19 protein-coding genes and 1 other RNA gene are annotated in these 25247 nt (G+C 37.3%); 7 read left to right on the top strand and 13 right to left on the bottom strand.

The genetic code is table 11. The annotated features are described in order from the left end of the window. Positions 1–59 precede the first annotated feature (59 nt). The 4 genes from ubiI to ABN217_RS06755 all read right to left on the bottom strand — a co-directional run bounded on the left by ubiI (position 60) and on the right by ABN217_RS06755 (position 4623). A complete protein-coding gene (gene ubiI, locus ABN217_RS06740; RefSeq protein WP_196554929.1) occupies positions 60–1295 on the bottom strand; it encodes an FAD-dependent 2-octaprenylphenol hydroxylase in 1236 nt (411 codons plus the stop codon). A gap of 201 nt (positions 1296–1496) precedes the next feature. Further along, complete coding sequence (ubiH, locus tag ABN217_RS06745; RefSeq protein WP_197268972.1) at positions 1497–2669, bottom strand: 2-octaprenyl-6-methoxyphenyl hydroxylase; 1173 nt, start codon at positions 2667–2669, stop codon at positions 1497–1499. Positions 2670–2682: 13 nt separating this feature from the next. Next, on the bottom strand, positions 2683–3993 hold the full coding sequence (gene pepP / locus ABN217_RS06750) for a Xaa-Pro aminopeptidase (RefSeq protein WP_109407432.1): 1311 nt from the start codon (positions 3991–3993) through the stop codon (positions 2683–2685). Between the two features lie 51 nt (positions 3994–4044). Next, positions 4045–4623 carry a YecA/YgfB family protein gene (locus ABN217_RS06755; protein WP_072069235.1) on the bottom strand — a complete coding sequence of 193 codons (579 nt, stop codon included), beginning with the start codon at positions 4621–4623 and terminating at the stop codon, positions 4045–4047. Positions 4624–4799: 176 nt separating this feature from the next. Between ABN217_RS06755 and zapA the strand changes: the two genes are divergently transcribed. From zapA to ABN217_RS06785, 6 genes are all read left to right on the top strand, one after another. Continuing rightward, positions 4800–5129, top strand: coding sequence for a cell division protein ZapA (zapA, locus tag ABN217_RS06760; protein WP_036934918.1), 330 nt, complete (start codon positions 4800–4802; stop codon positions 5127–5129). Positions 5130–5239: 110 nt separating this feature from the next. Continuing rightward, positions 5240–5423, top strand: a non-coding RNA gene (gene ssrS / locus ABN217_RS06765) — 6S RNA. Between the two features lie 172 nt (positions 5424–5595). After that, positions 5596–6189 carry a 5-formyltetrahydrofolate cyclo-ligase gene (locus ABN217_RS06770; protein ID WP_196554931.1) on the top strand — a complete coding sequence of 198 codons (594 nt, stop codon included), beginning with the start codon at positions 5596–5598 and terminating at the stop codon, positions 6187–6189. A 122-nt stretch (positions 6190–6311) separates the two neighbouring features. After that, entirely contained in the window at positions 6312–8372 is a 2061-nt protein-coding gene (locus ABN217_RS06775; RefSeq protein WP_197268971.1) for a peptidase domain-containing ABC transporter, read from the top strand. A 2-nt stretch (positions 8373–8374) separates the two neighbouring features. After that, on the top strand, positions 8375–9736 hold the full coding sequence (locus ABN217_RS06780) for an HlyD family type I secretion periplasmic adaptor subunit (protein WP_196554027.1): 1362 nt from the start codon (positions 8375–8377) through the stop codon (positions 9734–9736). Between the two features lie 45 nt (positions 9737–9781). After that, positions 9782–11875 carry a type I secretion system permease/ATPase gene (locus ABN217_RS06785; protein ID WP_196554035.1) on the top strand — a complete coding sequence of 698 codons (2094 nt, stop codon included), beginning with the start codon at positions 9782–9784 and terminating at the stop codon, positions 11873–11875. Between the two features lie 71 nt (positions 11876–11946). On the opposite strand, the gene serA is transcribed toward ABN217_RS06785, so the two are convergent. Further along, on the bottom strand, positions 11947–13197 hold the full coding sequence (serA, locus tag ABN217_RS06790) for a phosphoglycerate dehydrogenase (protein ID WP_072069238.1): 1251 nt from the start codon (positions 13195–13197) through the stop codon (positions 11947–11949). A 272-nt stretch (positions 13198–13469) separates the two neighbouring features. After that, positions 13470–14126: a ribose-5-phosphate isomerase RpiA gene (gene rpiA, locus ABN217_RS06795; protein ID WP_072069239.1), complete on the bottom strand. Its 657-nt coding sequence runs from the start codon at positions 14124–14126 to the stop codon at positions 13470–13472. A gap of 161 nt (positions 14127–14287) precedes the next feature. Here rpiA and ABN217_RS06800 point away from each other — a divergent pair, with 161 nt between their 5' ends. Beyond that, a complete protein-coding gene (locus ABN217_RS06800) occupies positions 14288–15187 on the top strand; it encodes a LysR family transcriptional regulator ArgP (protein ID WP_109407438.1) in 900 nt (299 codons plus the stop codon). A 71-nt stretch (positions 15188–15258) separates the two neighbouring features. Here the strand turns inward: ABN217_RS06800 and ABN217_RS06805 are convergent, their stop codons facing one another. From ABN217_RS06805 to aceF, 7 genes are all read right to left on the bottom strand, one after another. Then, entirely contained in the window at positions 15259–15993 is a 735-nt protein-coding gene (locus ABN217_RS06805; RefSeq protein ID WP_072069241.1) for an oxidative stress defense protein, read from the bottom strand. A gap of 87 nt (positions 15994–16080) precedes the next feature. Beyond that, complete coding sequence (gene argO / locus ABN217_RS06810) at positions 16081–16704, bottom strand: arginine exporter ArgO (protein ID WP_196554025.1); 624 nt, start codon at positions 16702–16704, stop codon at positions 16081–16083. A gap of 476 nt (positions 16705–17180) precedes the next feature. Next, complete coding sequence (gene mscS, locus ABN217_RS06815; protein ID WP_349459244.1) at positions 17181–18041, bottom strand: small-conductance mechanosensitive channel MscS; 861 nt, start codon at positions 18039–18041, stop codon at positions 17181–17183. A 92-nt stretch (positions 18042–18133) separates the two neighbouring features. Beyond that, positions 18134–18505 carry a YacL family protein gene (locus ABN217_RS06820; RefSeq protein ID WP_196554023.1) on the bottom strand — a complete coding sequence of 124 codons (372 nt, stop codon included), beginning with the start codon at positions 18503–18505 and terminating at the stop codon, positions 18134–18136. A 135-nt stretch (positions 18506–18640) separates the two neighbouring features. Next, on the bottom strand, positions 18641–21238 hold the full coding sequence (acnB, locus tag ABN217_RS06825) for a bifunctional aconitate hydratase 2/2-methylisocitrate dehydratase (protein WP_197268969.1): 2598 nt from the start codon (positions 21236–21238) through the stop codon (positions 18641–18643). 506 nt (positions 21239–21744) lie between these two features. Then, positions 21745–23172, bottom strand: coding sequence for a dihydrolipoyl dehydrogenase (gene lpdA / locus ABN217_RS06830; RefSeq protein ID WP_072063363.1), 1428 nt, complete (start codon positions 23170–23172; stop codon positions 21745–21747). 201 nt (positions 23173–23373) lie between these two features. After that, positions 23374–25239, bottom strand: a complete 1866-nt coding sequence (aceF, locus tag ABN217_RS06835) for a pyruvate dehydrogenase complex dihydrolipoyllysine-residue acetyltransferase (protein ID WP_197268968.1) — start codon at positions 25237–25239, stop codon at positions 23374–23376. Positions 25240–25247 lie beyond the last annotated feature (8 nt).

Below are 25247 nucleotides of genomic sequence, written 5' to 3' on the forward strand. Positions count from 1 at the left end.
TTTTTAGTTCTATTTCTTCAGTCAGATATAAATAAAAGTAATGTGAAATAAGGGAGGAATTAGATTTTTTCAACTGAAGTGAAATTTTTATCACTTAACCATTCAGGTAAATCAGAAAGACCCATTGCTTGTTCAAGTAACTTTGGTTTTACGCCCGGTAAACTATCCGCTAACGAAAGGCCGATATCTCGAACCCATTTTTTGACAGGATTATTTCCGGCAAAAAGTTCACGAAATCCCTGCATACTGGCTAACATTACAGCGGCCGCATGTTTGCGACGACGCTCAAATCGTCTCAAATAAAGATATTCACCAAAATCTTTCCCTTCTGCTTTTAAGCGGCGGATCTCACCAATTAACTCTGCAACATCCATAAAACCAAGGTTAACGCCTTGTCCAGCTAAAGGGTGAATAGTATGTGCCGCATCACCTAATAACGCTAAACGAGGCGCTGCAAATTGGCGTGCATAGCGACCAGTTAATGGTATTGTCATGCGATCACTTATTAATTCACATTGACCCAAACGCATATCAAATGTCACACCTAATGTGCGCTCAAATAAGGTTTTATCTGCATTTTTGTAGCGTTCAGCTAGATGGCTTGGTAAAGACCAAACAATAGAGCAAGTATGAGGATCAGAAAGAGGTAGAAATGCTAAAATACCTTCACCATGAAAGACTTGGCGAGCAACATTGTCGTGGGGTTGTTCAGTACGAATAGTAGCAACTAATGCATAATGTTCATAATCCCAAAAAGTCAGAGGAATATCGGCATGTTTGCGTAACCATGAATTAGCACCATCAGCTCCGACAACTAATCTTGCCGTCAACATTTCACCATCATTAAGGGTAATAAATGCATCATTTTCACCCCAAACAACACGTTCAATTTGTGTCGATGAATAGAAGGTTATATCACTGTGGCTTTCACATTTTTGCCAAAGCACTTCTCGAATGAGGTTATTTTCGATAATAGAGCCTAAATGGCTGAACCCTTCTTTTTGTGCCGAAAATTCAATACGACCAAAACTATCTTGATCCCAGACTTCCATACCTTGGTAAGGCGTTGCTCGTAAAGCATTTAAGTTTTCCCAAACACCTAATTTTTTCAGCAACATTTCACTGGCAGTATTAATAGCGGATACCCGTAATGAAAAATCATCTTGCGGGTGAAAATGTTTTGTTACTGGGTGATTTTCTATTATCGCTATACGTAATCCACACCCGTGTAATCCGCTGGCTAATGCAAGCCCAACCATTCCACCACCAGCAATAACAACATCAAATGATTTCATAATAAAATATCCTAAAAAGCGTTTTTTTTAGAGCGCGCTGTTCTTTTCTGCTCGTTTTTACAACAAAAAAAATTTATAAAGCAAACTATTTACTATTTTAGGTATTGATTAATATTAACAATGACCTCTTAAAATAAAAATAGACGTTAAAAACAGCCCTATAGATTCGGATGAAAATTGACCATTAAAAATCAACACGCTCTAGTCTGTCCAGCCCAGTGTTTGATGCGCCAATTTATCTCTCATCATTGGGAGCAACTCCATCGTCATTAACCCTAAGTTGCGAGAAACAACCAGTGGCACACAACGATTTGCAAACACTTTCACCAACCCATCAGTAATAGAGATTGTTTTTTCTCTATCTTGTTGGCGAAGTTGTTGATATTGAGAGAGCACTCGGTAACTACCAATATCAGTATTAGTATTAATCGCTTGAGTGAGCGTATTGGCGAGCGCCATAACATCACGTAAACCAAGATTAAAGCCTTGTCCTGCAATAGGATGGAGTGTTTGTGATGCATTACCTACTAAGGCTAAACGGTGACTAATAATTTGATTGGCTTTTTGTAACGCTAAAGGATAGCAATTTCGCTTACCAATATGCTCTATTTTTCCTAAACGCCAGCCAAAGTCACGTTGTAAATGTGCGATGGTTGTTTCATCATCCCACTGTGAAATATCATCCCATTTTTCAATCGGGTGACACCACACTAATGAACTACGCCCTTCGCTCATCGGTAACATGGCTAATGGGCCAAATTCAGTAAAACGCTCAAAGGCTTTTCCCTCTGGGTTTATTTCTGTTTTGACATTAGCAATTACGGCGACTTGGTGATAAGGCTCACGTTGCCATTGAATATGGCATTGGTGGCCTATCGGCGAGTTTGTACCATCTGCTGCAATCAGTAAATCACCTGTTAATTGCATACCATTATCAAGCGTTACTTCAACGCAGTCTATATTACGCTGAACTTGTTCAACTGTAGCTGGGCAATAAAGCGTGATATTAGATTGCTTTTTTAACTTGGCAAAAAGTTGTCGCCCTGCGTCATGTAACTCAATCACATAACCCAGTGCCGATATATCATAGTCTTGTGCATGAATATTAACAAAACCACAATGGCCTTTATCTGAGACATGAACGTGATTAATGGGGGTAACAAAAGGTTTTAATATTGACCAAAGCCCAATTTGCGATAACCGCTTTGCTGTTCCATGGGCTAATGCAATCGCTCTTGCATCAAATCCAGGATGCCCATTATCAGGCTCTCTTGCTTCAATTAACGAAATTGAAATATTGCCTTTGTTTAATGCAGAAAGTGCTAGTGCTAATGTTGCACCCGCCATTCCACCACCCACAATAATCACATTCATACTGATTTTAGCCTTAAATTTTTCCTGCCATCAGAGCTTCAATTTCATCCGGATCTTTAACGACAGAAGCCGTTAAGTTCTCATTGCCAGTTTCAGTGATAACAATATCATCTTCAATACGAATACCAATACCGCGATACTCTTGTGGTACATCGGCATCTGGCGCGATATATAACCCAGGCTCGATAGTCAGTACCATGCCTGGTTCTAAAATACGATCACGATCTGTGCCATAATGTCCCACATCATGAACATCAAGACCTAACCAATGGCTTAGGCTATGCATAAAGAAACGCTGATAGGCTTTTGTTTCAATAAGATGTTCAATTTCACCGTGCATAATGCCGAGTTTAACCAATCCTTCGACCATGATATACACGACATGCTCAGTGACTTCTTTGATGCTTGTACCAGGTTTGTACAATTCCAAAGACACATTGATGGATTTTAAGACAATGTCATAAATTTCACGTTGTTGACGGCTAAACTTACCATTAACAGGAAAAGTACGGGTGATATCACCTGCATAACCTTCATATTCACAGCCTGCATCAATGAGTACTAAATCCCCATCACGCATTTTGGTTTCATTTTCGGTATAGTGAAGAATACAACCATTTTCACCACTACCTACAATACTATTATATGAAGGGAAGCGAGCACCATGAGAAACAAACTCATGTTCTATTTCACCTTGAAGCTGATATTCATACATACCCGGCTGACATTTTTGCATCGCTCGAGTATGTGCTAACGCTGTAATTTTTCCTGCCTTACGCAGTAATTCAAGTTCAAAGTCAGATTTAAATAAACGTTGCTCATGAACGAGAGGACGCCAATCAATAATAGTTTGAGGTGCTTTTAAATTCCGGCGAGAGCCTTTTCTTAAAGTTTCTAATGCATTAAAAACGATTTCATCAGCAAATGCATATTCGCCTTGAGCATGATAAACAACATCTAATCCGTTTAATAATTGGTAAAGTTGCTCACCAACATCCTCATAAGGAAGTGCCTTATCAACACCTAATTTTTCAGGCGCAGCTTCTTGTCCAAGGCGACGACCAAACCAGATTTCAGCCGTTAAATCTCTTACGCGATTAAAGAGCACACTATGGTTATGTGTTTCATCACTCTTAATCAGCACAAGGATGGCCTCAGGCTCGCTGAAACCAGTTAGATAAAGGAAATCACTATGCTGGCGATAAGGATACTCACTATCCGCATTACGTTGCGCTGGTGGTGCTGCAAAAAAGATAGCTGCACTCGCAGGCTTCATTTGAGCTAATAATGCCTGACGACGGGATAAAAATTCTTGCTTATTCATACCCACTCCTGTCTTTCGTTTATCTTTATGTTTATCTAATGAATGATGAAACTAATGTAGTATACGTTGCTCATTCTGTTCACTATTTTCTTTGTCTTTTGGTGCGACAAAAGTGATATAACAAAGTTGAACAGATACTTTCACATATTCGCTGACTTCTTCTAGCGCATCTTCAAGTTCTTCTTGGTTTTCATCTTCTTCATAACCTAGCGCACCAATATTACGCAAATCGGTGATAACTTCAGTCAACTCTTTATGCTCAGATAATTTAGGTTGTGCAACACCCAAACCTAAAAGAAAATGATTAACCCACCCAGCAAGGGCATCGGCTCTTAGAAAAACGGACTCGGATTCGTCAGGAACTAACATCGAGAAGTTAAATACACTGTCATCAAGTTGTTCGTAAGTAATGTGATAAAGTGCTTCGAGTGAGTCTGATAATGTTTTAGGAAAAGCTAAACCTTCATTGGTTAAATCATGCAATAAGGTTTTCCAACTACTGTCGCGCACAGCGCCACAAATAAATCCTGTAATCAATCCGTGCATTTCAGCTGCCGTTAAAGGCACAGTATGTTGCTGTAATAATGCATCTATAGATTGATAATTTGGTAATGTGTTTTGTTTTGACATAAGAATAAACGTCGCATTTAGGGGAATAGTTCAAGATATGCTACCATCAATAGAAGTCGCTGTACCAGTTAAGCCATGTTAATCATTGGAATTTTTGTAGTAATAGCGTTTAATACAGCGTTATAACCGTATACACTACTCAACACGTAGCACAGATTTTATGTCAGGAAGGAATCATGTCCGCACAACCCGTTGAACTTCAAATTTTTGGGCGCTCATTACGTGTCAATTGCCCACCAGAACAAAAAGATGCTTTACTGGCTTCTGCTGCTGAACTTGAACAACGATTACAAGATCTCAAAGAACGCAGTGGTGTTTCCAATACAGAGCACTTAATTTTTATCGTGGCATTAAATATGAGTCATGAGTTGGCAGAAGAAAAGTTAAAAACTAGAGACTATGCCTACAACATGGAAGAGAAGATAAAAATGCTACAACAATCTATTGAACAAGCTTTACACGATCAAGGCAAGCACCATGATCGCACTTTTTCAACTGCGAAGTAGATTTGTTCAGAAAGCATGCGTACGCCACGAAATTCACAGATAATAGGTTGCTTTCTACAATTAAAATAATACAATAGTTCATAGATAAGGTGCTTAACAGCATCCACCAAATTTCTCTGAGATGTTTGCCAGTGGGCCAGTCCCCTGAGCCGATATTCGAAACACATAGAATGTGGTGATCTGTCACTTGTGAGCATACCTGATTCGTTCAGGCAGCCTAATGGTAACAACACTATGTTCACCTTGGACCATGGGTTCAAGGGTTACAGCCTACGGCGGCATCTTGGAGACCTCTACTAAAGTTTTAAATGCTAAGTATTTTATAAATACCTAACATTTAAAACTTTTTTTATGCCTCTAATTCCTTAATTCTTCAACTTCTTCGCTTTCTTACCTCTAAAGTGTGATAAATTGACTAAAATGATAATTCCAACTTAATGATCACCACTGATTGATGGATTGAAGAATGACTCAGAAGTCACTGTTTCAACAAAGAGATGAGATACGCAAAGCAATTCGCCAAAAACGACGTTTACTCACATCACAACAGCAGCAGCAAGCCGCTCATCAATTATGTGAACGCGTTCTTAGTCACCCCAAAGTTCAACATGCACACACTCTTGCCTTATTTCTCTCTTTTGATGGTGAAATTGATACATCGCCTTTGATTTCACAATTATGGAAAATGAAGAAACAGATTTGTTTGCCCGTTTTACACCCTTTTCATCGCTATCATCTTCTTTTTTTACGTTATACACCAACCACTATTTTAGTGAAAAATCGCTTTGCGATTTCAGAACCACCTTTAAATGTAAATGCAGTTATTCCTCCAAATGACATCGATATTATTTTTACACCATTAGTGGCTTTTGATGCTCAAGGCCAACGATTAGGTATGGGAGGCGGTTTTTACGATAGAACGTTAGAAAATTGGCAACAAAAATCATTTTATCCAATAGGGCTTGCTCATACTTGCCAACAAGTTGAACATCTTCCTATTGCAAATTGGGATGTTCCATTACCTGAGATCATCACCCCAGAAAAAATATGGAATTTTTAATATTCTGAACAACTCATTTTAAAACACCGAATAATATCTGTGTTTTTTTATATTTTTTATTTTAGAAAGAATTTTAAATACCTTTTTATATCCAAAATCAATCTAAAGGTATTTTTATTTAAATGAAAAATGAAAAAGATGTTCATCTTATAAAATGCATCAATATTATTATCAACCTAACTAAAAACAAAGAAATAGAAATAAAAAAAAACCACACCATAAAATCTTTAGAAAAAGAATATGAATTTAAATTAAAAAAAATAAAACCATCAATTATATTTAAAAAACAACTTAATCATAAAATTATTTTTTATGACAAAAATGAAAATTTATTCATATTATTAAAACAAAGCGATAATAATTTTCTTATTTATAATTATCAAACTCATAAAATAGAGGAAGTTAATAAAGATAAAATCATTAAGATAAGTAAAAATCATGTTTATTACCTTGATTTTAAAACACAGCATCATTTTGATATCAGATGGTTTTTTCCTGCATTTATACGATATAAAGCTATTTTTTATCGTATTTTATTCTATTCATTAATCTTACAACTATTATCTTTGGCTAGCCCTTTAGTTACTCAAATTATTATGGATAAAGTAATTATATATCAAGCATTATCAACACTTGATGTATTAGTGATTGGATTAATCTTTATTGCTATTTCAGAAGGAGTTTTGAAAGGTATTAGAGAATATATGTATCATCATACCGCAAATAAAATTGATATAAACTTAAGTTTAAAAATGGCTAACCATTTATTAAAACTACCCATAAGTTACTTTAAGTCTCGACAAACAGGGATCATTGTAACTCGAGTAAAAGAGTTAGATATTATTAGAGACTTTATTACCAATACGTTATTAATGTTATTTATAGATTTATCTTTTATCTTCATATTTATCTTTGTTATGTCAATTTTATCCATAAAGCTAACATTCTTTTTTATGGCAACCATTCCCCTTTATTTTATTTTAGCTAAATTACTTGCTCCAAAGATAGAATTATCCGTTCAGCAGCTTTATCAAAAAATAGCGACCAATACGGCATTTCTTACCGAAAGTTTAAGTGGCATCGAAACCATTAAAAGCCTTTCTCTGGAGCCTCGATTTACACAACAATGGCATACACAAATTCATAAGCTTACCTATAAAAATTTAACACTTCAGGGTATAGACTCACTCTCCCGCTTCATTGTGCTATTTATCAATAAAACAACAACAGCATTACTGCTATGGCTAGGTGCTTATGAAGTGATTTCACACTCAATGACAATTGGTCAACTGATTGCCTTTATTATGCTACTAGGATATTGCCTACAACCTTTAGCAATCGCTATTGATATTTGGGGAAAATACATCAGAACAAAAACAGCCATTTATAATTTACAAGATATTCTTAATCTACCTAACGAGCAAAATATCAAAGGATCAAACACCAAACTTCAAGGAGACATTACGTTTGATAACGTAAGTTTCTGTTATCAAAATAATACACCGCTTATTTTACGTAATATTTCATTACAGATAAAAAAACATGAAGTTATTGGCATTGTAGGAACTTCAGGTTCGGGGAAAAGTACCTTGGCACGTCTAATCTCGGGCCTGTATATACCACAATCAGGCTGTATAAAATTTGATAATATTCCACTATCACAACTTCATTTAAAGTATGTACGCCAACAAATTGGTTTCGTACTACAAGAAAATTTTTTATTTCACTTAACGATCTTTGACAATATTAAATTAATGCATCCACAAGCTTCTTTAGAAGAGGTTATTGATGTTGCAAAAATCGCAGGCGCACATGAGTTTATCTTAAAATTACCGTTAGGATATGACACCTTGATCACTGAAGGAGGAACCTCCTTATCAGGAGGGCAACGTCAACGTATTGCTATTGCTAGAGCTTTATTAACATCACCTAAGATTTTGATTTTTGATGAAGCTACCAGCGCTTTAGATGATGATTCTCAAGCAATTATTCAAAATAACCTTCCACTTATCACAAAAAATAAAACCGTAATTATCATTGCCCATCGTCTGTCAACAATACGAGATTGTCATCGTATTATTGTGTTAAATAAGGGGCAAATTGTGGAGGAAGGGAAACACGAAGCTTTAATTAAAAATAACGGTGATTACAAAAAACTTTGGCAAATTCAGCAAGGATGTTGAGCATGAAATTAAATATAAAACACTTATTATTGACTATCTTTCGACTTAATAAAAAGCCGTTCCACTATGATTTTTATCCTAATCATATAGCCCTTATAGAAAAACCATTAACCCCTTATAGCCGTTACATTGCTTCTACCATTTCACTCAGTATTGTGGCTTTTATTTTGTGGATTTATTTTGGGAAGTTAGATGTGCAATCCCCTGCAACGGGTAAGCTTGTAGTTACTGGTCGCTCCCAAATAATTCAAATACATGAACCTAGCCGATTGGCTATTCTTCATGTAAAAGATGGGCAAAAAGTTAATCAAGGTGATGCTTTATTGACACTTGATATATTGGGTGTTGATGAAGAAATTAAAGGAATAAGAAAAAAAAGGGAGGATCTACTATTACTTAAAATTCGCTATCAAGCCTTGAGCCAAGAAGTATCACCTAAAAATCTTTATCATTTTAATAAATTAGATAATAAAACAAAAAAATCAATCTTGTTAGGTTATCAGAAAGAAAAAGATGAATTCGATAGCAACATAAATGTATTAGAAACCGAAATTGAAGTAAATAATAAAAATCAAACACTAACTTACAATGATCTACTGTCTTTAAAAAAGATACAAAACAATATAAAGCAACGATTTATTATTAAAGAAGATCTTTTTAATAAAAAAATAATTAGCAAAATGGAATATCTTGAAAGTGAAAAAGAGCTATTAGAAATAAATCGTTCAATAATAATAAAAAATTCAGAATTTTATATTATTAAAAACCAAGAAAAACAATTACATGAAAACTTAAAACAATTAGAAAAACAAAAAAAACTAGAATGGCATGATAAATATAAAAAATATGAGAGCGAGTTATTAATTTATACTCAAAATTTTAATCACCTCCAAAAGCGACAGCAACTCAAAATCGTACGTTCACCCATCACAGGAACAGTACAACAAATTTCTATTTATACACTCGGTAGTGTATTGCAACCTTCACAAAGTGTCATGACGATAGTTCCCGAACATCAAGAGAATTTTGCAGAGGTTAATCTTCTCAATAGAGATATCGGTTTTATTCACATAGGGCAAAAAGCAATGATAAAAATAGATGCCTTTCCTTATACTCGTTACGGTACAATTGAAGGTGAAATTATTAATATCGCTAAAGATTCTGTTCAACATGAACAATTAGGTTTAGTTTACCCTGCTACAATTAGATTAAATAAACAAACCATTGAAAAAAATAATCAGTACTATCAGCTTACCCCAGGAATGTCTTTAGTCGCCGAGATAATTACGGATAAACGCCGTGTTATTGATTATGTTTTAAGCCCAATAGAAGTTTATCGACATAACGCACTGACTGAAAAATAAGATCAGGTATTTAATCTCATGAAATATATAAATAATATTATAAAAATGAAAAAATACAATTACTCCATTATTGATGGATTAATTTATTTTTCTAAAAAAAACAATGGAAATATAAAAAGTGAGAATGTTTTTCACTTTCTTGGAAAGGATAATTCATTTAATAAATGGAATGTTATAGAAGCTGCTCAATTACTTAATTTAAAATGTAAATTCGATATTTTTGATTATGAGGATAAAAAACATCACCTTATTGATACTCTTATTGAAATAAACAATCAATGGTATATTTTAAAAGAAAAAAAAGAAGAATTTTTAATAATATTTGATATTAAAAGAAATATCACCATAGAGTATAAAATAGATAAAAAACAAAAATTAAGCACAGTATTCATAACCAATAAAGAACACATATCATTGCGTAATAAATTTAATATTAATTGGTTTTTTTCTTCTATTTTAAAACAAAAAAAATCACTCTTACTAGTTTTTATTTTATCAAGTTGTAGCCAACTCTTCGCATTAGTGAATCCTTTAATTTTTGAGACATTAATCGATAAGGTATTAACTGGAAGAAATTTATCAAACTTACATTTATTAGGTTATTTATTACTCTTAATTGCAATCACTGAACCTGTTTATCTTTTTCTACGAGACAAATTGTATACATTTATTTCTTGCCAATTTAGTGCTGATTTTTCAGGTAAAATTTATCAACATCTTATTCGCTTACCGAGTTCTTTTTTTAACCAGCGACAGTCAGGCCAAATAATTGCCCGTATTCAAGAGCTTTCACATATTCGTCAATTTATTACTGGTTCCGCATTGATGTTAGTGCTCGACCTAATTTTTATTATTGTATTTATTTCTGTGATGTTTACTTATTCTGTACCACTAACTTGGATAACGTTAGGTGCATTAGTTCTTTATTTTACACTTTGGCTGATCCTTGGCCCTATTATTCGTTATTGGGTTGAGCAGGAATATCAAGCTAATGCTGATACTACCAGTTTATTAACCGAAACAATTACTGGTATTGAAACCATAAAAATTACAGCAACAGAAAATCTTTTTATCGATAAATGGCAATATAAAATTGCCGATCAGATTAACAAACGATTTTCAGCAACTAAAAAAAATTTATTAGCTCAACAACTTATATTTATCATTCATAAAATCACAACAGCGATTATTTTGTGGCAAGGTGTTAATTTAATTATTAATACACAAATAACAGTGGGTGAACTTATTGCATTTAATCTCTTTACTGCACATATCACACAGCCTATTTTACGTTTAGCGCAATGCTGGCAAGATTTTCAACAAGCAACGATTTCTCTACGTCGTATTGGTGAGATTTTAAATACACCGACAGAACACCAATATAATGGATTAGTAACAGTGCCCAAAATCATAGGTCATATTGATTTTTCAAATGTCTATTTTCGTTATACCTGCCATACGCCAGATGTTATTGAATCACTCTCGTTCTCTATTCCTGCAGGCCAATTTATTGGTATTACAGGTCGCTCTGGCTCAGGAAAAAGTACCGTTACGCGTTTAATTCAACGTCTCTATACTCCTCAACAAGGACAAATTTATATTGATGGCATGGATTTGGCTATCGCCGATCCTCTCTCATTACGCCAAAGTATTAGCATTGTTCTACAAGAAAGTTTTTTATTTAGTGGTTCTATTGTCGAAAATATTCGTTTATCAAAACCCAATGCAAGTGAAAAAGAATTAATAGAAGCATGCCAACTTGCAGGTGCTCTAGAGTTTATTGAGCAACTTCCTTTGGGATTTAACACTCAAGTCGGAGAGAGAGGGTCTAACTTATCAGGAGGCCAACGCCAACGTATTGCACTGGCAAGAGCTTTATTAACAAATCCACGTATTCTTATTTTAGATGAAGCCACATCAGCATTAGATTACATCTCTGAAGCACAAGTTTTGGCAAGTTTACCTCGGATTTGTAAAAATAGAACTGTAATTAGCATTGCACACCGTCTCAATACATTAGTGTATACAGATTATATTTATGTCATAGATAAAGGACGAGTATTGGAAGAAGGAACTCATTCGGATTTGCTTGAAAATAGAGCGCTTTATTACCAATTATGGAAACAGCAAGTTCAATAATAATGTTTAAAGAAACAAAAAAGGCTCGAAATATCGAGCCTTCAATATGTTACTGATAATTACATCAATAATTAGTACAGCATACGAGCACGAATAGTACCTGGTAATGCTTTGATTTGTTGTAATACTAACTCTGCTTGAGCCTTGGTTTGAGTTGTAATATCAATCACAACATAACCTACATTGCCTGAAGTTCGCAGAAATTGTGCTGCCACGTTGATGTTTTGTTCAGTAAACACATTATTGATACTATTCATCATACCAGGGCGGTTTTCATGAATATGCAGTAAACGGTTTACATCATCGCCGTGGCTTGGTAATGAAACTTCAGGGAAGTTAACCGCAGATAGCGTTGAGCCATTATCTGAATATTTAGCTAATTTACCTGCAACTTCATAACCAATATTTTCTTGCGCTTCTTGTGTTGAACCACCGATATGTGGCGTTAATATCACATTATCGAATTTAATAAGTTCAGAGACAAACGGATCGTTAGGATCGTTATTTGCACCAGGCTCTGATGGGAACACGTCAACGGCAGCACCAGATAAATGTTTTGATTCTAACGCTTGTGCTAATGCAGGAATATCAACCACAGTACCGCGAGAGGCATTGATAAGAATTGAACCTGGTTTCATGCGCTGAATTTCTTCATGACCGATCATATTCTTTGTTGATGGTGTTTCTGGTACATGTAAGCTGACAATGTCACACATATTCAATAGTTCAGACAAATGACGAATTTGTGTTGCATTACCCAGTGGCAGTTTGTTTTCAATATCATAGAAATAAACATCTAAACCCACGCTTTCAGCCAAAATACCTAACTGTGTACCAATATGACCATAACCAATAATACCCAGTTTTTTACCACGCGCTTCAAAACAGCCTTTAGCTTGCTTATCCCAAACACCACGATGGGCTTTCGCGTTTGCTTCCGGAATACGGCGCAGTAATAACAGTAATTCACCTAGCACCATCTCAGCCACGGAACGAGTGTTTGAGAAAGGCGCATTGAAAACAGGGATACCGCGACGAGAGGCCGCATCTAAATCAACCTGATTGGTCCCAATACAGAAGCATCCTACAGCAACTAATTTTTCAGCGGCTGCAAAAATTTCTTCTGTTAAATGAGTGCGGGAACGAAGACCAACAAAACGTGCATCACGGATAGCTTCTTTTAATTCTTCGTCCGATAACGCACCTTTGTGATATTCAATATTGGTATAACCCGCCGCTCTTAAATTTTCTACTGCACTTTGGTGCACACCTTCAAGGAGTAGAAACTTTATCTTTTCTTTTTCCAAAGATACTTTGACCATTTACCCTGCCCTATCGTTGTTACATTTAATGAAAAACAAAATCCTGTCTCAACAACATAACAAAAATAGAGTTTGTGGCAATACAACCGATTGCAGTGATGACAGAATAAGCAATAAAGAAAGCGATTTTCTACCGAGTAAAATGATTTTGACTTTGAAAAAGGCAGGATTTTAAAGAGAGATATAACTATGGTGTGATATATATCACTGAATTTGCAGTTTCTAAAATAATTTTAAAAAGAGGTCGCCATAGCCACCTCTTTTTAGTCATCTTACTTAATCGTTTTAACGCCTTCAGACGTTCCCATTAAAACAACGTTTGCACCACGATTAGCAAATAATCCTACTGTAACTACACCAGGAATACTGTTAATTTTATTTTCCAGTTCAATAGGGTTAAGAATTGTTAAGTTATGAACATCTAAAATAACGTTTCCATTATCTGTTACCACGTTCTCACGATATTCAGGCAAGCCACCCAATTTAACTAATTCACGAGCTACATAAGAGCGCGCCATCGGAATAACTTCAACAGGCAGTGGGAATTTACCTAATACATCGACTTGTTTAGATTCATCAACAATACAGATAAATGTTTTTGCCACACCTGCAATAATTTTTTCTCGCGTTAATGCAGCACCGCCACCTTTGATCATTTGCATCTGGTGGTTGATTTCATCAGCACCATCAACATAGATATCTAAAGAATCGACCTCATTGCAGTCAAAAACAGGAATGCCGTAACTTTTTAGTTTTGCTGTTGATGCTTCTGAACTTGAAACCGTACCTTCAATTTGACCTTTCATTGTCGCTAATGCGTCAATAAAATGAGAAGCTGTGGAACCTGTTCCAACTCCCACGATAGTACCGGGTTTTACATATTCAAGCGCCGCCCAACCTACTGCTTTTTTCAATTCATCCTGAGTCATTTAAAAAAACCTTATTTATCACGTTAATGGACTAAGAATAGCATATTGCATTCAAAACTAGCACGAGACACATCAAAAACTGAGAAGCAACATTTTAACTCATTACTACAAAAAATATGGCATAGTAAGCAACAGAATATAAAATCAAAGAGAGTCTGTTAATGAAACGCCCTGATTATCGAGCATTACAAGCCCTTGATGCCGTCATTCGCGAACGTGGTTTTGAAAGAGCAGCACAAAAGTTATGTATTACACAATCTGCCGTTTCACAGCGTATTAAACAATTAGAAAACTTATTCGGCCAACCACTATTAGTGCGTACTGTTCCCCCTCAACCCACAGAGCAAGGGCAAAAACTATTGGCATTATTGCATCAAGTAGAATTACTTGAAGAACAATGGTTAGGTGATGAAAATAGTGGCTCCACACCGCTTTTACTCTCTTTGGCGGTAAATGCTGATAGTTTGGCAACGTGGTTATTACCTGCTTTGCATCCAGTTTTAACACAACTGCCTATTCGGCTTAATATACAAGTTGAAGATGAAACGCGAACACAAGAACGCTTAAGACGAGGCGAAGTAGTTGGTGCAATCAGTATTCAGCCACAAGCATTACCAAGTTGCCTTGTTGATCAATTAGGCGCTCTTGATTATCTATTTGTGGCCTCTCCTGATTTTGCTCAGCGTTATTTTGCGAATGGCGTAACTAAGTCGTCATTATTAAAAGCCCCTGCAGTTGCATTTGACCATCTTGATGATATGCATCAGGCATTTTTACAGCAAAACTTTGGTTTATCTCCAGGTAGCGTGCCTTGCCATATTGTTAATTCTTCTGAAGCATTTGTGCAATTAGCAAAACAAGGTTCAACATGTTGCATGATCCCTCATCTGCAAATTGCTAATGAGCTAAAGAGTGGAGAGTTGGTTGATTTAACTCCGGGACTTTGCCAGCGACGTATGCTTTATTGGCACCGTTTTGCACCAGAAAGTAGAACGATGAGAAAAGTGACAGATGCACTGATTGATTTTGGCCGTAAGGTTTTAAAACAAGGTGAAGAGTAACACGATTATTATCATCTTTTAATACAAAAAATAGGCTTCTCTAGGAAGCCTATTTTTTTACCGTAACATGATTATTTAGTGCGTTTTAGTTCAAAAACAACATCCACATAATCTTTAAATTCGATACTTTGTTGTTCATAAGTTTCTTGCACTGCCGCTGGAGCTTGGGCTTTTAATGCCATTGCATCCATACGTACTTGTGCGATTGGATAAGGTGTCGCCTCTGGCGCACGATAGCTTACGCTATAGACTGCACCTAAATCTGCACCAAAACCTTTTGCAACAGAAGTTGCTTGATCAATGGCATTTTTAATGGCCACTTCTCGTGCTTTTACTTTGTATTGTTCTGGATTATTTACGCCAAACTCAACGTTATTAATTTCATTTAAACCCGCAGCTAATGCGCCATCAAGTAACGTATTAAGCTGTTCTAATTTCTTAATTTTGACATTCACAGTACGTGTTGCTGTATAACCATTAATCACCGAACGCTCTGCTTTTTTATCATACTCATAGTTTGGTTGAGTACGGATATTGGCGGCGTCGATATCTTCCTTCACAACACCATTTTCTTTTAAGAAGGCAAAATATTTTGCAACACGCTCATCGACTAGTTTCTTAGCCTGAGCTGCATCTTTTGCTCTTTCATTAACCTGAATATTTAATGTCGCCATATCAGGAGCCGCTTTAATTGTCGCATTACCCGATGTTGTAATATGTGGTCCTTCTGGCTCCGAAGCGGCTAGTGCAATGGAAGGTAATCCCAGCGTAAACACGGATGCTAATACAATCGCTCTTAATTTCACAAAAAACCCCCTGACAAGATTAATTTTAATGCCCTGTTTTTAGGACTAAGAAGAACATTAGCATATATGATGTAAAGTTCTTTAAGATTAAAAGAGAGTTTTCCATCCTTGCGCAGCTAATTGAACAGCAATAAACCACATCACACATCCTACAAACAAATTAATCATACGTTGAGAGCGTGTTTTGCTTAATATGGGAGAAAACCAAGCAGCAAGTAGTGATAATGCAAAAAACCAACTTATAGAGGCAAATACCGCACCAATTGTAAACCAAGGTCGAAGATCTGAGGTTAATTGTCCTCCAATACTACCTATCACAACAAAAGTATCTAAATAAACATGAGGATTAAGCCAAGTTACGGCAATTAATGTCACAATCACACGCCAACGACTTTTTACCTGATTTTCACTTTGTGATAATTCAATATCTTTTGAAAAAGCGGTTTTAAATGCATTCCAACCATACCAAAGTAAAAATGCCACTCCTCCCCATGTGATCAAGAATAAAAGTGTTTCTGATTGGCTAAGTAATGCACTACCTCCAAAAACACCTGCAGTTATCAATACAACATCACTTAAAGCGCATAAAAAAGCACTCATTAAATGAAATTGTTTTTTGCTCCCTTGCTGTAAAACAAAAGCATTCTGTGCACCTATCGGTAAAATCATGGCTGCACTTAATAAAAAACCCTGAATAAAAGTTGTAAACATGCAAAATACCTTAATAATTATTCGTCAGGAACTAGCTGAATAATAGAAGGATTTTGATATTAGAGGAAATGAATCATTCTTATTGCTAATAAGAAAAACTAATGATCATAAAATATGGAAAAAATAAAAATCTCACTAAGATTAATAAGATGAAATAACCATATTCATTAATAACATAAAAATAAAATTAGACCAGATAACAATATGAGGCATTACCACAATTAATGCGGTAATAAATAAGATAATACATGTTCGTTTTTTAGCTGCTTTATGTGAATACCACAATAATAATAGAGCCAAAGAGAAAACAAGATAGCCCTCAACATAATGAAAAACAAAAAAGAAACTCCTTAAGATTATCTCCATCTTTAATACCCAATCCCTTTCTAATCTGTGTTATCTCATTATGCTTCCTTTCTCATCATACAAAAAAGCCACGTTATTAACGTGGCTCTGTGTCATCTATTCTTGTGAGACTATTCTGCTTTCGCTGTCGCACTTTGTGTTTGATGCATATAAACATCCATTTGTGGGAATGGAATTCCAATATTGTTTGCATCTAATGCACGTTTAAAATCTTCCATTAGATCCCAATAAACAGGCCATGCATCACCATTGGTTGTCCAAACACGTACCACAAAGTTTAATGAAGATGGCGCCATTTCATGTAAACGGATAGTCACGTCTTTATCATGTTGAATGCGTTTGTCTTTAGCAACAACATCACCTAACACTTGTTTTACTTTATCAATATCCGCATCGTAAGCCACACCGACAATAATTTGTGTACGACGATTTGGCTCACGACTTAAGTTAATGACTTCACTACTGATAATTTTGCTATTTGGAATAACAATAATTCTGTCATCCGCTGAACGTAGTGTGGTTGAGAAAATTTGTACATCTTTCACCGTACCTTCAACTGCACCAATCATCACATATTCATCAGTACGAATTGGGCGGAAAATAACAATTAATACTCCTGCTGCAAAGTTAGACAGTGAACCTTGTAATGCTAAGCCTACCGCTAAACCTGCAGCACCTAATACTGCGATAACGGAGGCTGTTTGTACACCTAATCGTCCTAATACAGCAATTAAGGTAAAAGCAACAACAGTATAACGAACTAAAACAGATAAAAATGTCACAACAGTAGCATCAATATGGCGCAATGTAAGAACTCTTGCGACACCTTTACCAATCATTTTTGCGACAAAAAGACCAATAAATAGGATCAAAAATGCGGCAACAATATTCACAGCATATTGAATAAAGAGATCTTGATTCGCAACAAACCAACCTGTTGCTTCATCTAAACTCGCGGGTAATTCATTCATTAGACCACCTTTAAGACTTAAAAATGTAATAAGAAGAATAGCTGTTCAATAGTATATTGTGGCATATTTATTTCATAAATAAATAGGAATTGTTAATTCCTTCTATTTTCCAGAATAAATAACCGATATTTCTGTAGCATGGTAGCAAAATCGTCTAAACCACAAAAAGCAATGCTTTCGTTATCGTAATAGCTCATGCCCTCTTCCATTTCATCTGTTTCAAAATGGAGTGTATTCGCTCTGACCATCACTTCTTCATCATCAATCGAAAGGCTATATTCTTTACCGATGAGTTCCCATTGTCTTTCGCTACCTTTAATGCCTTCCATTTCTTCAAGAATTTGGTCTATAAGATTAATATCGCCCTGAATTTCATCATTCAACCAATAACCTATTGCTTCATGATCCATCGAAAATCGGGCTAGTATACCGCCAGTAAGATCTCGCTGAAATTCATAATCCATGGTGTACGCCCCTTATTAAGCTTTCGCTTTTTAATAAAAATACCTTATTCTTATTATGACAAAAATAACAAAAAACGGGAGGCATTAGCCTCCCGTTTGTTCATATTAAATACGTTTAAAGCAATAAATTAATCGTTATACCGTTGTTTGGAAAATAACTTGGTCTGCTTTATCTGTATATTGGGCAAGTTGATCAAAGTTCAGATAGCGATAAGTATCTTCTGCAGTTTCATCGACTTTATTCATAAAATCGAGATACTCTTGTGGTTCAGGTAAACGACCTAATAATGAAGCAACTGCCGCAAGTTCTGCTGAAGCAAGATACACATTTGCACCTGTACCTAAACGGTTGGGGAAGTTTCGTGTCGAGGTTGAAACAACAGTTGCACCATCAGCAACACGCGCTTGGTTCCCCATACATAGTGAACAACCAGGTACTTCGATACGTGCTCCACTCTTACCAAAGACGCTATAATAGCCCTCTTCCGTTAATTGTGCAGCATCCATTTTTGTTGGTGGAGCAACCCATAAACGTGTTGGTAATTGACCTTTATGTTGATCAAGCAGTTTACCCGCTGCACGGAAGTGCCCAATGTTAGTCATGCAAGAACCAATGAATACTTCATCAATTTTGCTGTTTGCTACTTCAGATAACAGGCGAGCATCATCTGGATCGTTAGGGGCACATAGAATTGGCTCTTTGATCTCATTTAAATCAATTTCGATCACTGCGGCATATTCTGCATCAGCATCCGCTTCAAGTAATTGCGGATCTTTCAGCCAATTTTCCATTGAAGTAATACGACGCTCAATAGTACGACGATCGCCATAACCTTCAGATATCATCCATTTCAATAAGATGATGTTAGATTGCAGGTACTCAATGATAGGCGCTTTATCCAGTTTAATGGTACAACCTGCCGCTGAACGTTCTGCTGATGCATCAGCAAGCTCAAATGCTTGTTCTACTTTTAGTTCTGGTAAACCTTCAATCTCAAGAATACGACCAGAGAAAATGTTCTTCTTACCTTTTTTCTCAACTGTCAGTAAACCATCTTGGATCGCGTAATAAGGAATAGCATGAACTAAATCACGCAGTGTCACACCCGGTTGCATTTCGCCTTTAAAACGTACCAGAACAGATTCTGGCATATCTAATGGCATAACCCCAGTTGCAGCAGCAAAAGCCACTAGGCCAGAACCTGCTGGGAATGAGATACCAATAGGGAAACGAGTATGCGAGTCACCACCTGTACCAACAGTATCAGGTAATAACATACGGTTTAACCATGAGTGGATAATACCATCGCCCGGACGCAGTGAAACACCACCACGGTTCATAATAAAGTCAGGCAAAGTATGATGTGTTGTAACGTCTACCGGTTTTGGATAAGCCGCAGTATGGCAGAATGATTGCATCACTAAATCAGCAGAGAAACCAAGGCAAGCTAAGTCTTTTAACTCATCACGTGTCATGGGACCCGTTGTATCTTGTGAACCGACAGAGGTCATTTTTGGCTCACAATATTCGCCAGGGCGAATACCTGTACGGCCACAAGCACGGCCTACCATTTTCTGAGCTAGTGAGAAACCGCGGTTACTTTCTTTAACAGGTTTAGCATGACGGAATAGTGTGCTAACTGGTAAGCCTAGTGATTCACGTGCTTTTGACGTTAACCCACGACCAATGATCAATGGAATACGACCACCAGCACGAACTTCATCAATTAATACTTCTGTTTTCAGCTCAAAGGTTTCTAGTAACTCATTCGTTTCATGGTTACGAATTTCACCTTTATATGGGTAAATATCAATAACATCACCCATATTTAATTTAGAAACATCAACTTCGATAGGCAATGCCCCTGCATCTTCCATAGTGTTAAAGAAGATAGGTGCAATTTTACCACCGAGAACAACGCCACCACCGCGTTTATTAGGAACGAATGGGATATCATCTCCCATAAACCAAAGTACGGAGTTTGTCGCTGATTTACGAGAAGAACCCGTCCCTACAACGTCACCAACATAAGCTAGTGGAAAGCCTTTTTTATTTAATGCTTCAATTTGTTTAATAGGACCCACACTACCCGGCTGATCAGGTTCAATCCCTTCGCGCGCATTTTTTAACATGGCTAAAGCATGTAATGGAATATCTGGGCGAGACCAAGCATCTGGTGCTGGAGATAAGTCATCGGTATTAGTTTCACCAGTGACTTTAAATACGGTAACAGTTATTTTTTCTGCTAATTCTGGACGTTCAGTAAACCATGTTGCATCAGCCCAAGATTGCATAATTTGTTTAGCATACTCATTGCCTGCTTTGGCTTTTTCTTCAACATCATAGAAGTTATCAAACATCAATAAGGTATGTGAAAGCGCTTTAGCTGCAATTGGGGCTAATTTATTGTTATCCAGAGATTCAATTAAAGCATGAATATTATAGCCACCTTGCATGGTACCTAATAATTCAACGGCTTTTTCTGGCGAGATAAGGGGTGATGTGGTTTCGCCTTTCGCGAGGGCAGTTAAAAAACCCGCCTTAACATAGGCAGCTTCATCAACTCCGGGTGGAACACGGTTAACAATTAAATCAAGAAGAAATTCTTCTTCACCTTTAGGGGGGGTTTTTAATAGCTCAACAAGTGCGGCTGTTTGTGTGGCATCGAGAGGTTTTGGAACGACACCTTCAGCTGCACGCTCTGCTACGTGCTTACGGTATTCTTCTAGCACGACTGTCTCCTCGCTTCTTTGTCATTTTGTATAACCCGGCTGTCTGCACCTTGTTAATAAGGTGCCAGGTCAGAGGATCTTTTGCTCGCATAAAACATAAGAGGTTGTGAAATTATGCCCAGCTAAGGGCTATCAGCATAGCAAATCTTCAACACGATGTTAATTCGTTCACATAAAAGTAACATTAATCAGATTCAAATATCCACTTATTCAGATTAAAACACTTAAACAAAATATATAACAGAGACTTTTAACCAAGATTTTGGTTAATAACCACACTTTTTATAGTTTTTTTCACACCCGAATTAGCACTAAAGTAAAATTTACGGTCAAATAAACATCATTCACACTAAATAACCCGCATCACACGACAGAAGACAATCAGCTTTTCAATAAAAAAAGAGCCAAGTTCCATAAAGAACTTAGCCCTTATCATTTAAACTACTTTAGTAAACTGCTTTCAGTAAAGCTATTTTCAGCAAAACTGTTTCCAGTAAAAAAGTCGCTTATTTTTTCTTTTTCGCTTTTGGATTTGGCAGGTCAGTGATGCTACCTTCAAATACTTCCGCAGCCATACCAATTGATTCGTATAACGTTGGGTGAGCGTGGATAGTTAATGCGATATCTTCAGCATCACAACCCATTTCGATTGCCAGACCAATTTCACCTAACAGTTCACCACCGTTAGAACCAACAATTGCACCACCGATAACACGGTTAGTTTCTTTGTCGAAAATCAGTTTAGTCATACCATCAGCACAATCTGATGCGATTGCACGGCCTGATGCCGCCCATGGGAAAGAAGCCACTTCATAGCTAACGCCTTTCTCTTTCGCTTCTTTTTCTGTCATACCAACCCATGCAACTTCTGGTTCAGTATAAGCGATTGATGGGATAACTTTAGGATCGAAGTAATGTTTTTTACCAGAAATAACTTCTGCTGCAACATGACCTTCATGAACACCTTTATGAGCCAGCATTGGTTGACCAACAATGTCTCCAATAGCAAAGATGTGAGGTACATTAGTGCGCATTTGTTTGTCAACATGGATAAAGCCACGATCATCAACTTCGATGCCCGCTTTACCTGCGTCTAGTAATTTACCGTTAGGCACACGACCGATAGCAACTAATACTGCATCGTAACGTTGTGGTTCTGCTGGGGCTTTTTTGCCTTCCATCGTTACGTAGATGCCATCTTCTTTTGCTTCAACCGCAGTAACTTTGGTTTCTAGCATCAGGTTAAATTTCTTGCTGATACGTTTGGTAAATACTTTAACCACGTCTTTGTCAGCAGCAGGAATAACCTGATCAAACATTTCAACCACGTCAATCTGAGAACCCAGAGAATGATAAACCGTTCCCATTTCCAGACCGATGATACCGCCACCCATAACCAGTAAACGCTCTGGTACGGTTTTCAGTTGCAGTGCATCTGTTGAATCCCATACTCGTGGGTCTTCATGTGGAATAAATGGTAATTCGATTGGACGTGAGCCGGCAGCAACGATTGCATTTTCAAAAGTGATGGTAGTTGTACCTTCACCACCTTCAACAGACAATGTGTGAGAACCAGTGAATCGTGCTTCGCCATTAACAACAGTCACTTTACGGCCTTTAGCCATGCCCGCTAAGCCACCGGTTAATTGAGAAATAACTTTGTCTTTCCAGATGCGAATTTTGTCGATATCTGTTTTTGGTGCATCAAAAACAACACCGTGTTCAGATAATGCTTTCGCTTCTTCGATAACTTTAGCAACGTGGAGTAACGCTTTAGAAGGGATACAACCCACGTTCAGACAAACACCACCTAATGTAGAGTGACGTTCAACTAAAACTGTTTCTAAACCTAAGTCAGCGCAACGGAACGCTGCGGAATAACCCGCAGGGCCTGCACCGAGAACCACTACCTGTGCTTTAATTTCAGTACTCATCGTGACCTCATTATTTATTTGTCCGGCGAGTCAGACGAAAATCCATATTTAACACCGAGACTTACATACCGCATGCAGTTTACAGAAATGTTAATAAACTGAAAAGCGCTCTAACATGACGGATCTCACAACCTAAGATGTATGACTGTAAAATCCATCATCGTAATCAGAGAAACCGGTGCTAAGCACCGGTTTAAATAATTACATTACCAAACGACGTAAATCGCTCATGTACTGATTAATCAGAGTGATGAATCGAGCACCGTCAGCACCATCGATCACGCGGTGATCGAAAGATAATGACATTGGTAGAATCAAGCGTGGTACGAACTCTTTACCATTCCATACAGGTTTCATAGAAGAACGGGAAAGTCCCATAATCGCAACTTCTGGTGCGTTAACGATTGGTGCAAAACCGGTAGTACCGATACCACCAAGGCTAGAAATTGTGAAACATCCACCTTGCATATCCGCAGCGGTCAATTTACCTGCACGTGCCTTCTTAGAAACTTCAGCTAACTCATAAGACAGTTCAATAATGCCTTTTTTGTTAACATCTTTGAAAACAGGAACAACTAAACCGTTAGGTGTATCTACAGCAATACCAATATTGATGTATTTTTTCAGGATCAGTTTCTGTCCATCTTCAGAGATAGAACTGTTAAAGCGTGGCATATCTGCCAGTGCTTTTGCAGCAGCTTTCATCACGAAGACTAACGGAGTGATCTTAACATCCAGTTTTTTCTTCTCTGCTTCTTTATTTTGCTGTTTACGGAATTCTTCAACCTCAGTGATATCTGCTTCATCGAACAGATTTACGTGAGGGATCATCACCCAGTTACGGCTTAAGTTAGCACCAGAGATTTTCTGGATACGGCTTAATTCAACTTCTTCAATTTCACCAAACTTGCTGAAGTCAACTTTTGGCCAAGGTAACATGCCTGGTAATCCACCACCTGCATTCGCTGGCGCTGATTCAGCACGTTTAATTAACTCTTTCACGTAAGACTGAACGTCTTCACGTAAGATACGGCCTTTACGACCAGTACCTTTCACTTTCGCTAAATTCACACCAAATTCACGCGCTAAGCGACGAATAACAGGTGTTGCATGAACGTAAGCATCATTTTCAACGAATTCTTCTTTTGCTACTGGTGCAGTTGCTTGTGCTTTTGCAGGTGCTGCTGGTGCAGAACTTGCTGGCGCGACTGCTGCTGGAGCTGGTGCTTGAGCAACAGGTGCTGCACCGGCAACTTCAAACGTCATGATCAGTGAGCCAGTTTTCACTTTGTCGCCCACTGCAATTTTGATCTCTTTAACCACACCTGCAAATGGTGCTGGAACTTCCATAGAAGCTTTGTCACCTTCAACGGTGATAAGTGATTGTTCTTCAGAAATGGAATCACCTACTTTAACCATTACTTCAGTAACTTCAACTTCGTCACCACCGATATCTGGAACATTCACTTCTTTCACAGCAGATGTTGCTGGTGCAGATGCTGCTGGAGCTGGTGCTGCTTGAGCAACAGGTGCGCTACCTGCAACTTCAAATACCATGATAAGAGAGCCAGTGCTCACTTTATCACCAGTTGCGATTTTGATTTCTTTTACTACGCCAGCAAATGGAGCTGGAACTTCCATAGAAGCTTTATCGCCTTCTACAGTGATCAGTGATTGTTCTTCAGCAATGCTATCGCCCACTTTCACCATCACTTCGGTAACTTCAACTTCATCACCGCCGATATCAGGTACATGAACTTCTTTTAATTCTGCAGTTGCAGGCGCAGCTGCTGGTGCAGGAGCTGCTACTTGAGCTGGTGCAGCTTGCGCGGCACCTTCTGCTTCAAAAATCATGATAAGAGAACCTGTTTGGACTTTGTCGCCCACAGCAATTTTGATCTCTTTCACTACACCCGCTTGTGGTGATGGGACTTCCATAGAGGCTTTGTCGCCTTCTACAGTAATTAAGGATTGTTCTTCCTCAATACGGTCGCCCACTTTCACCATCACTTCGGTGACTTCAACTTCATCAGCACCGATATCTGGGACTTTAATTTCAATAGACATTCACTTTA

It is taken from the genome of Proteus sp. fly-1067 (genome assembly GCF_040139345.1).
GTDB classification, from domain to species: domain Bacteria; phylum Pseudomonadota; class Gammaproteobacteria; order Enterobacterales; family Enterobacteriaceae; genus Proteus; species Proteus vulgaris_B.

Excerpts from the sequence above, each read along its gene's own strand:
- ubiI (WP_196554929.1), bottom strand. The coding sequence starts at position 1,295 with ATGAAATCATTTGATGTTGTTATTGCTGGTGGTGGAATGGTTGGGCTT.
- ubiH (WP_197268972.1), bottom strand. The coding sequence starts at position 2,669 with ATGAATGTGATTATTGTGGGTGGTGGAATGGCGGGTGCAACATTAGCA.
- pepP (WP_109407432.1), bottom strand. The coding sequence starts at position 3,993 with ATGAATAAGCAAGAATTTTTATCCCGTCGTCAGGCATTATTAGCTCAA.
- ABN217_RS06755 (WP_072069235.1), bottom strand. The coding sequence starts at position 4,623 with ATGTCAAAACAAAACACATTACCAAATTATCAATCTATAGATGCATTA.
- zapA (WP_036934918.1), top strand. The coding sequence starts at position 4,800 with ATGTCCGCACAACCCGTTGAACTTCAAATTTTTGGGCGCTCATTACGT.
- ABN217_RS06770 (WP_196554931.1), top strand. The coding sequence starts at position 5,596 with ATGACTCAGAAGTCACTGTTTCAACAAAGAGATGAGATACGCAAAGCA.
- ABN217_RS06775 (WP_197268971.1), top strand. The coding sequence starts at position 6,312 with ATGAAAAATGAAAAAGATGTTCATCTTATAAAATGCATCAATATTATT.
- ABN217_RS06780 (WP_196554027.1), top strand. The coding sequence starts at position 8,375 with ATGAAATTAAATATAAAACACTTATTATTGACTATCTTTCGACTTAAT.
- ABN217_RS06785 (WP_196554035.1), top strand. The coding sequence starts at position 9,782 with ATGAAAAAATACAATTACTCCATTATTGATGGATTAATTTATTTTTCT.
- serA (WP_072069238.1), bottom strand. The coding sequence starts at position 13,197 with ATGGTCAAAGTATCTTTGGAAAAAGAAAAGATAAAGTTTCTACTCCTT.
- rpiA (WP_072069239.1), bottom strand. The coding sequence starts at position 14,126 with ATGACTCAGGATGAATTGAAAAAAGCAGTAGGTTGGGCGGCGCTTGAA.
- ABN217_RS06800 (WP_109407438.1), top strand. The coding sequence starts at position 14,288 with ATGAAACGCCCTGATTATCGAGCATTACAAGCCCTTGATGCCGTCATT.
- argO (WP_196554025.1), bottom strand. The coding sequence starts at position 16,704 with ATGTTTACAACTTTTATTCAGGGTTTTTTATTAAGTGCAGCCATGATT.
- mscS (WP_349459244.1), bottom strand. The coding sequence starts at position 18,041 with ATGAATGAATTACCCGCGAGTTTAGATGAAGCAACAGGTTGGTTTGTT.
- ABN217_RS06820 (WP_196554023.1), bottom strand. The coding sequence starts at position 18,505 with ATGGATTATGAATTTCAGCGAGATCTTACTGGCGGTATACTAGCCCGA.
- lpdA (WP_072063363.1), bottom strand. The coding sequence starts at position 23,172 with ATGAGTACTGAAATTAAAGCACAGGTAGTGGTTCTCGGTGCAGGCCCT.
- aceF (WP_197268968.1), bottom strand. The coding sequence starts at position 25,239 with ATGTCTATTGAAATTAAAGTCCCAGATATCGGTGCTGATGAAGTTGAA.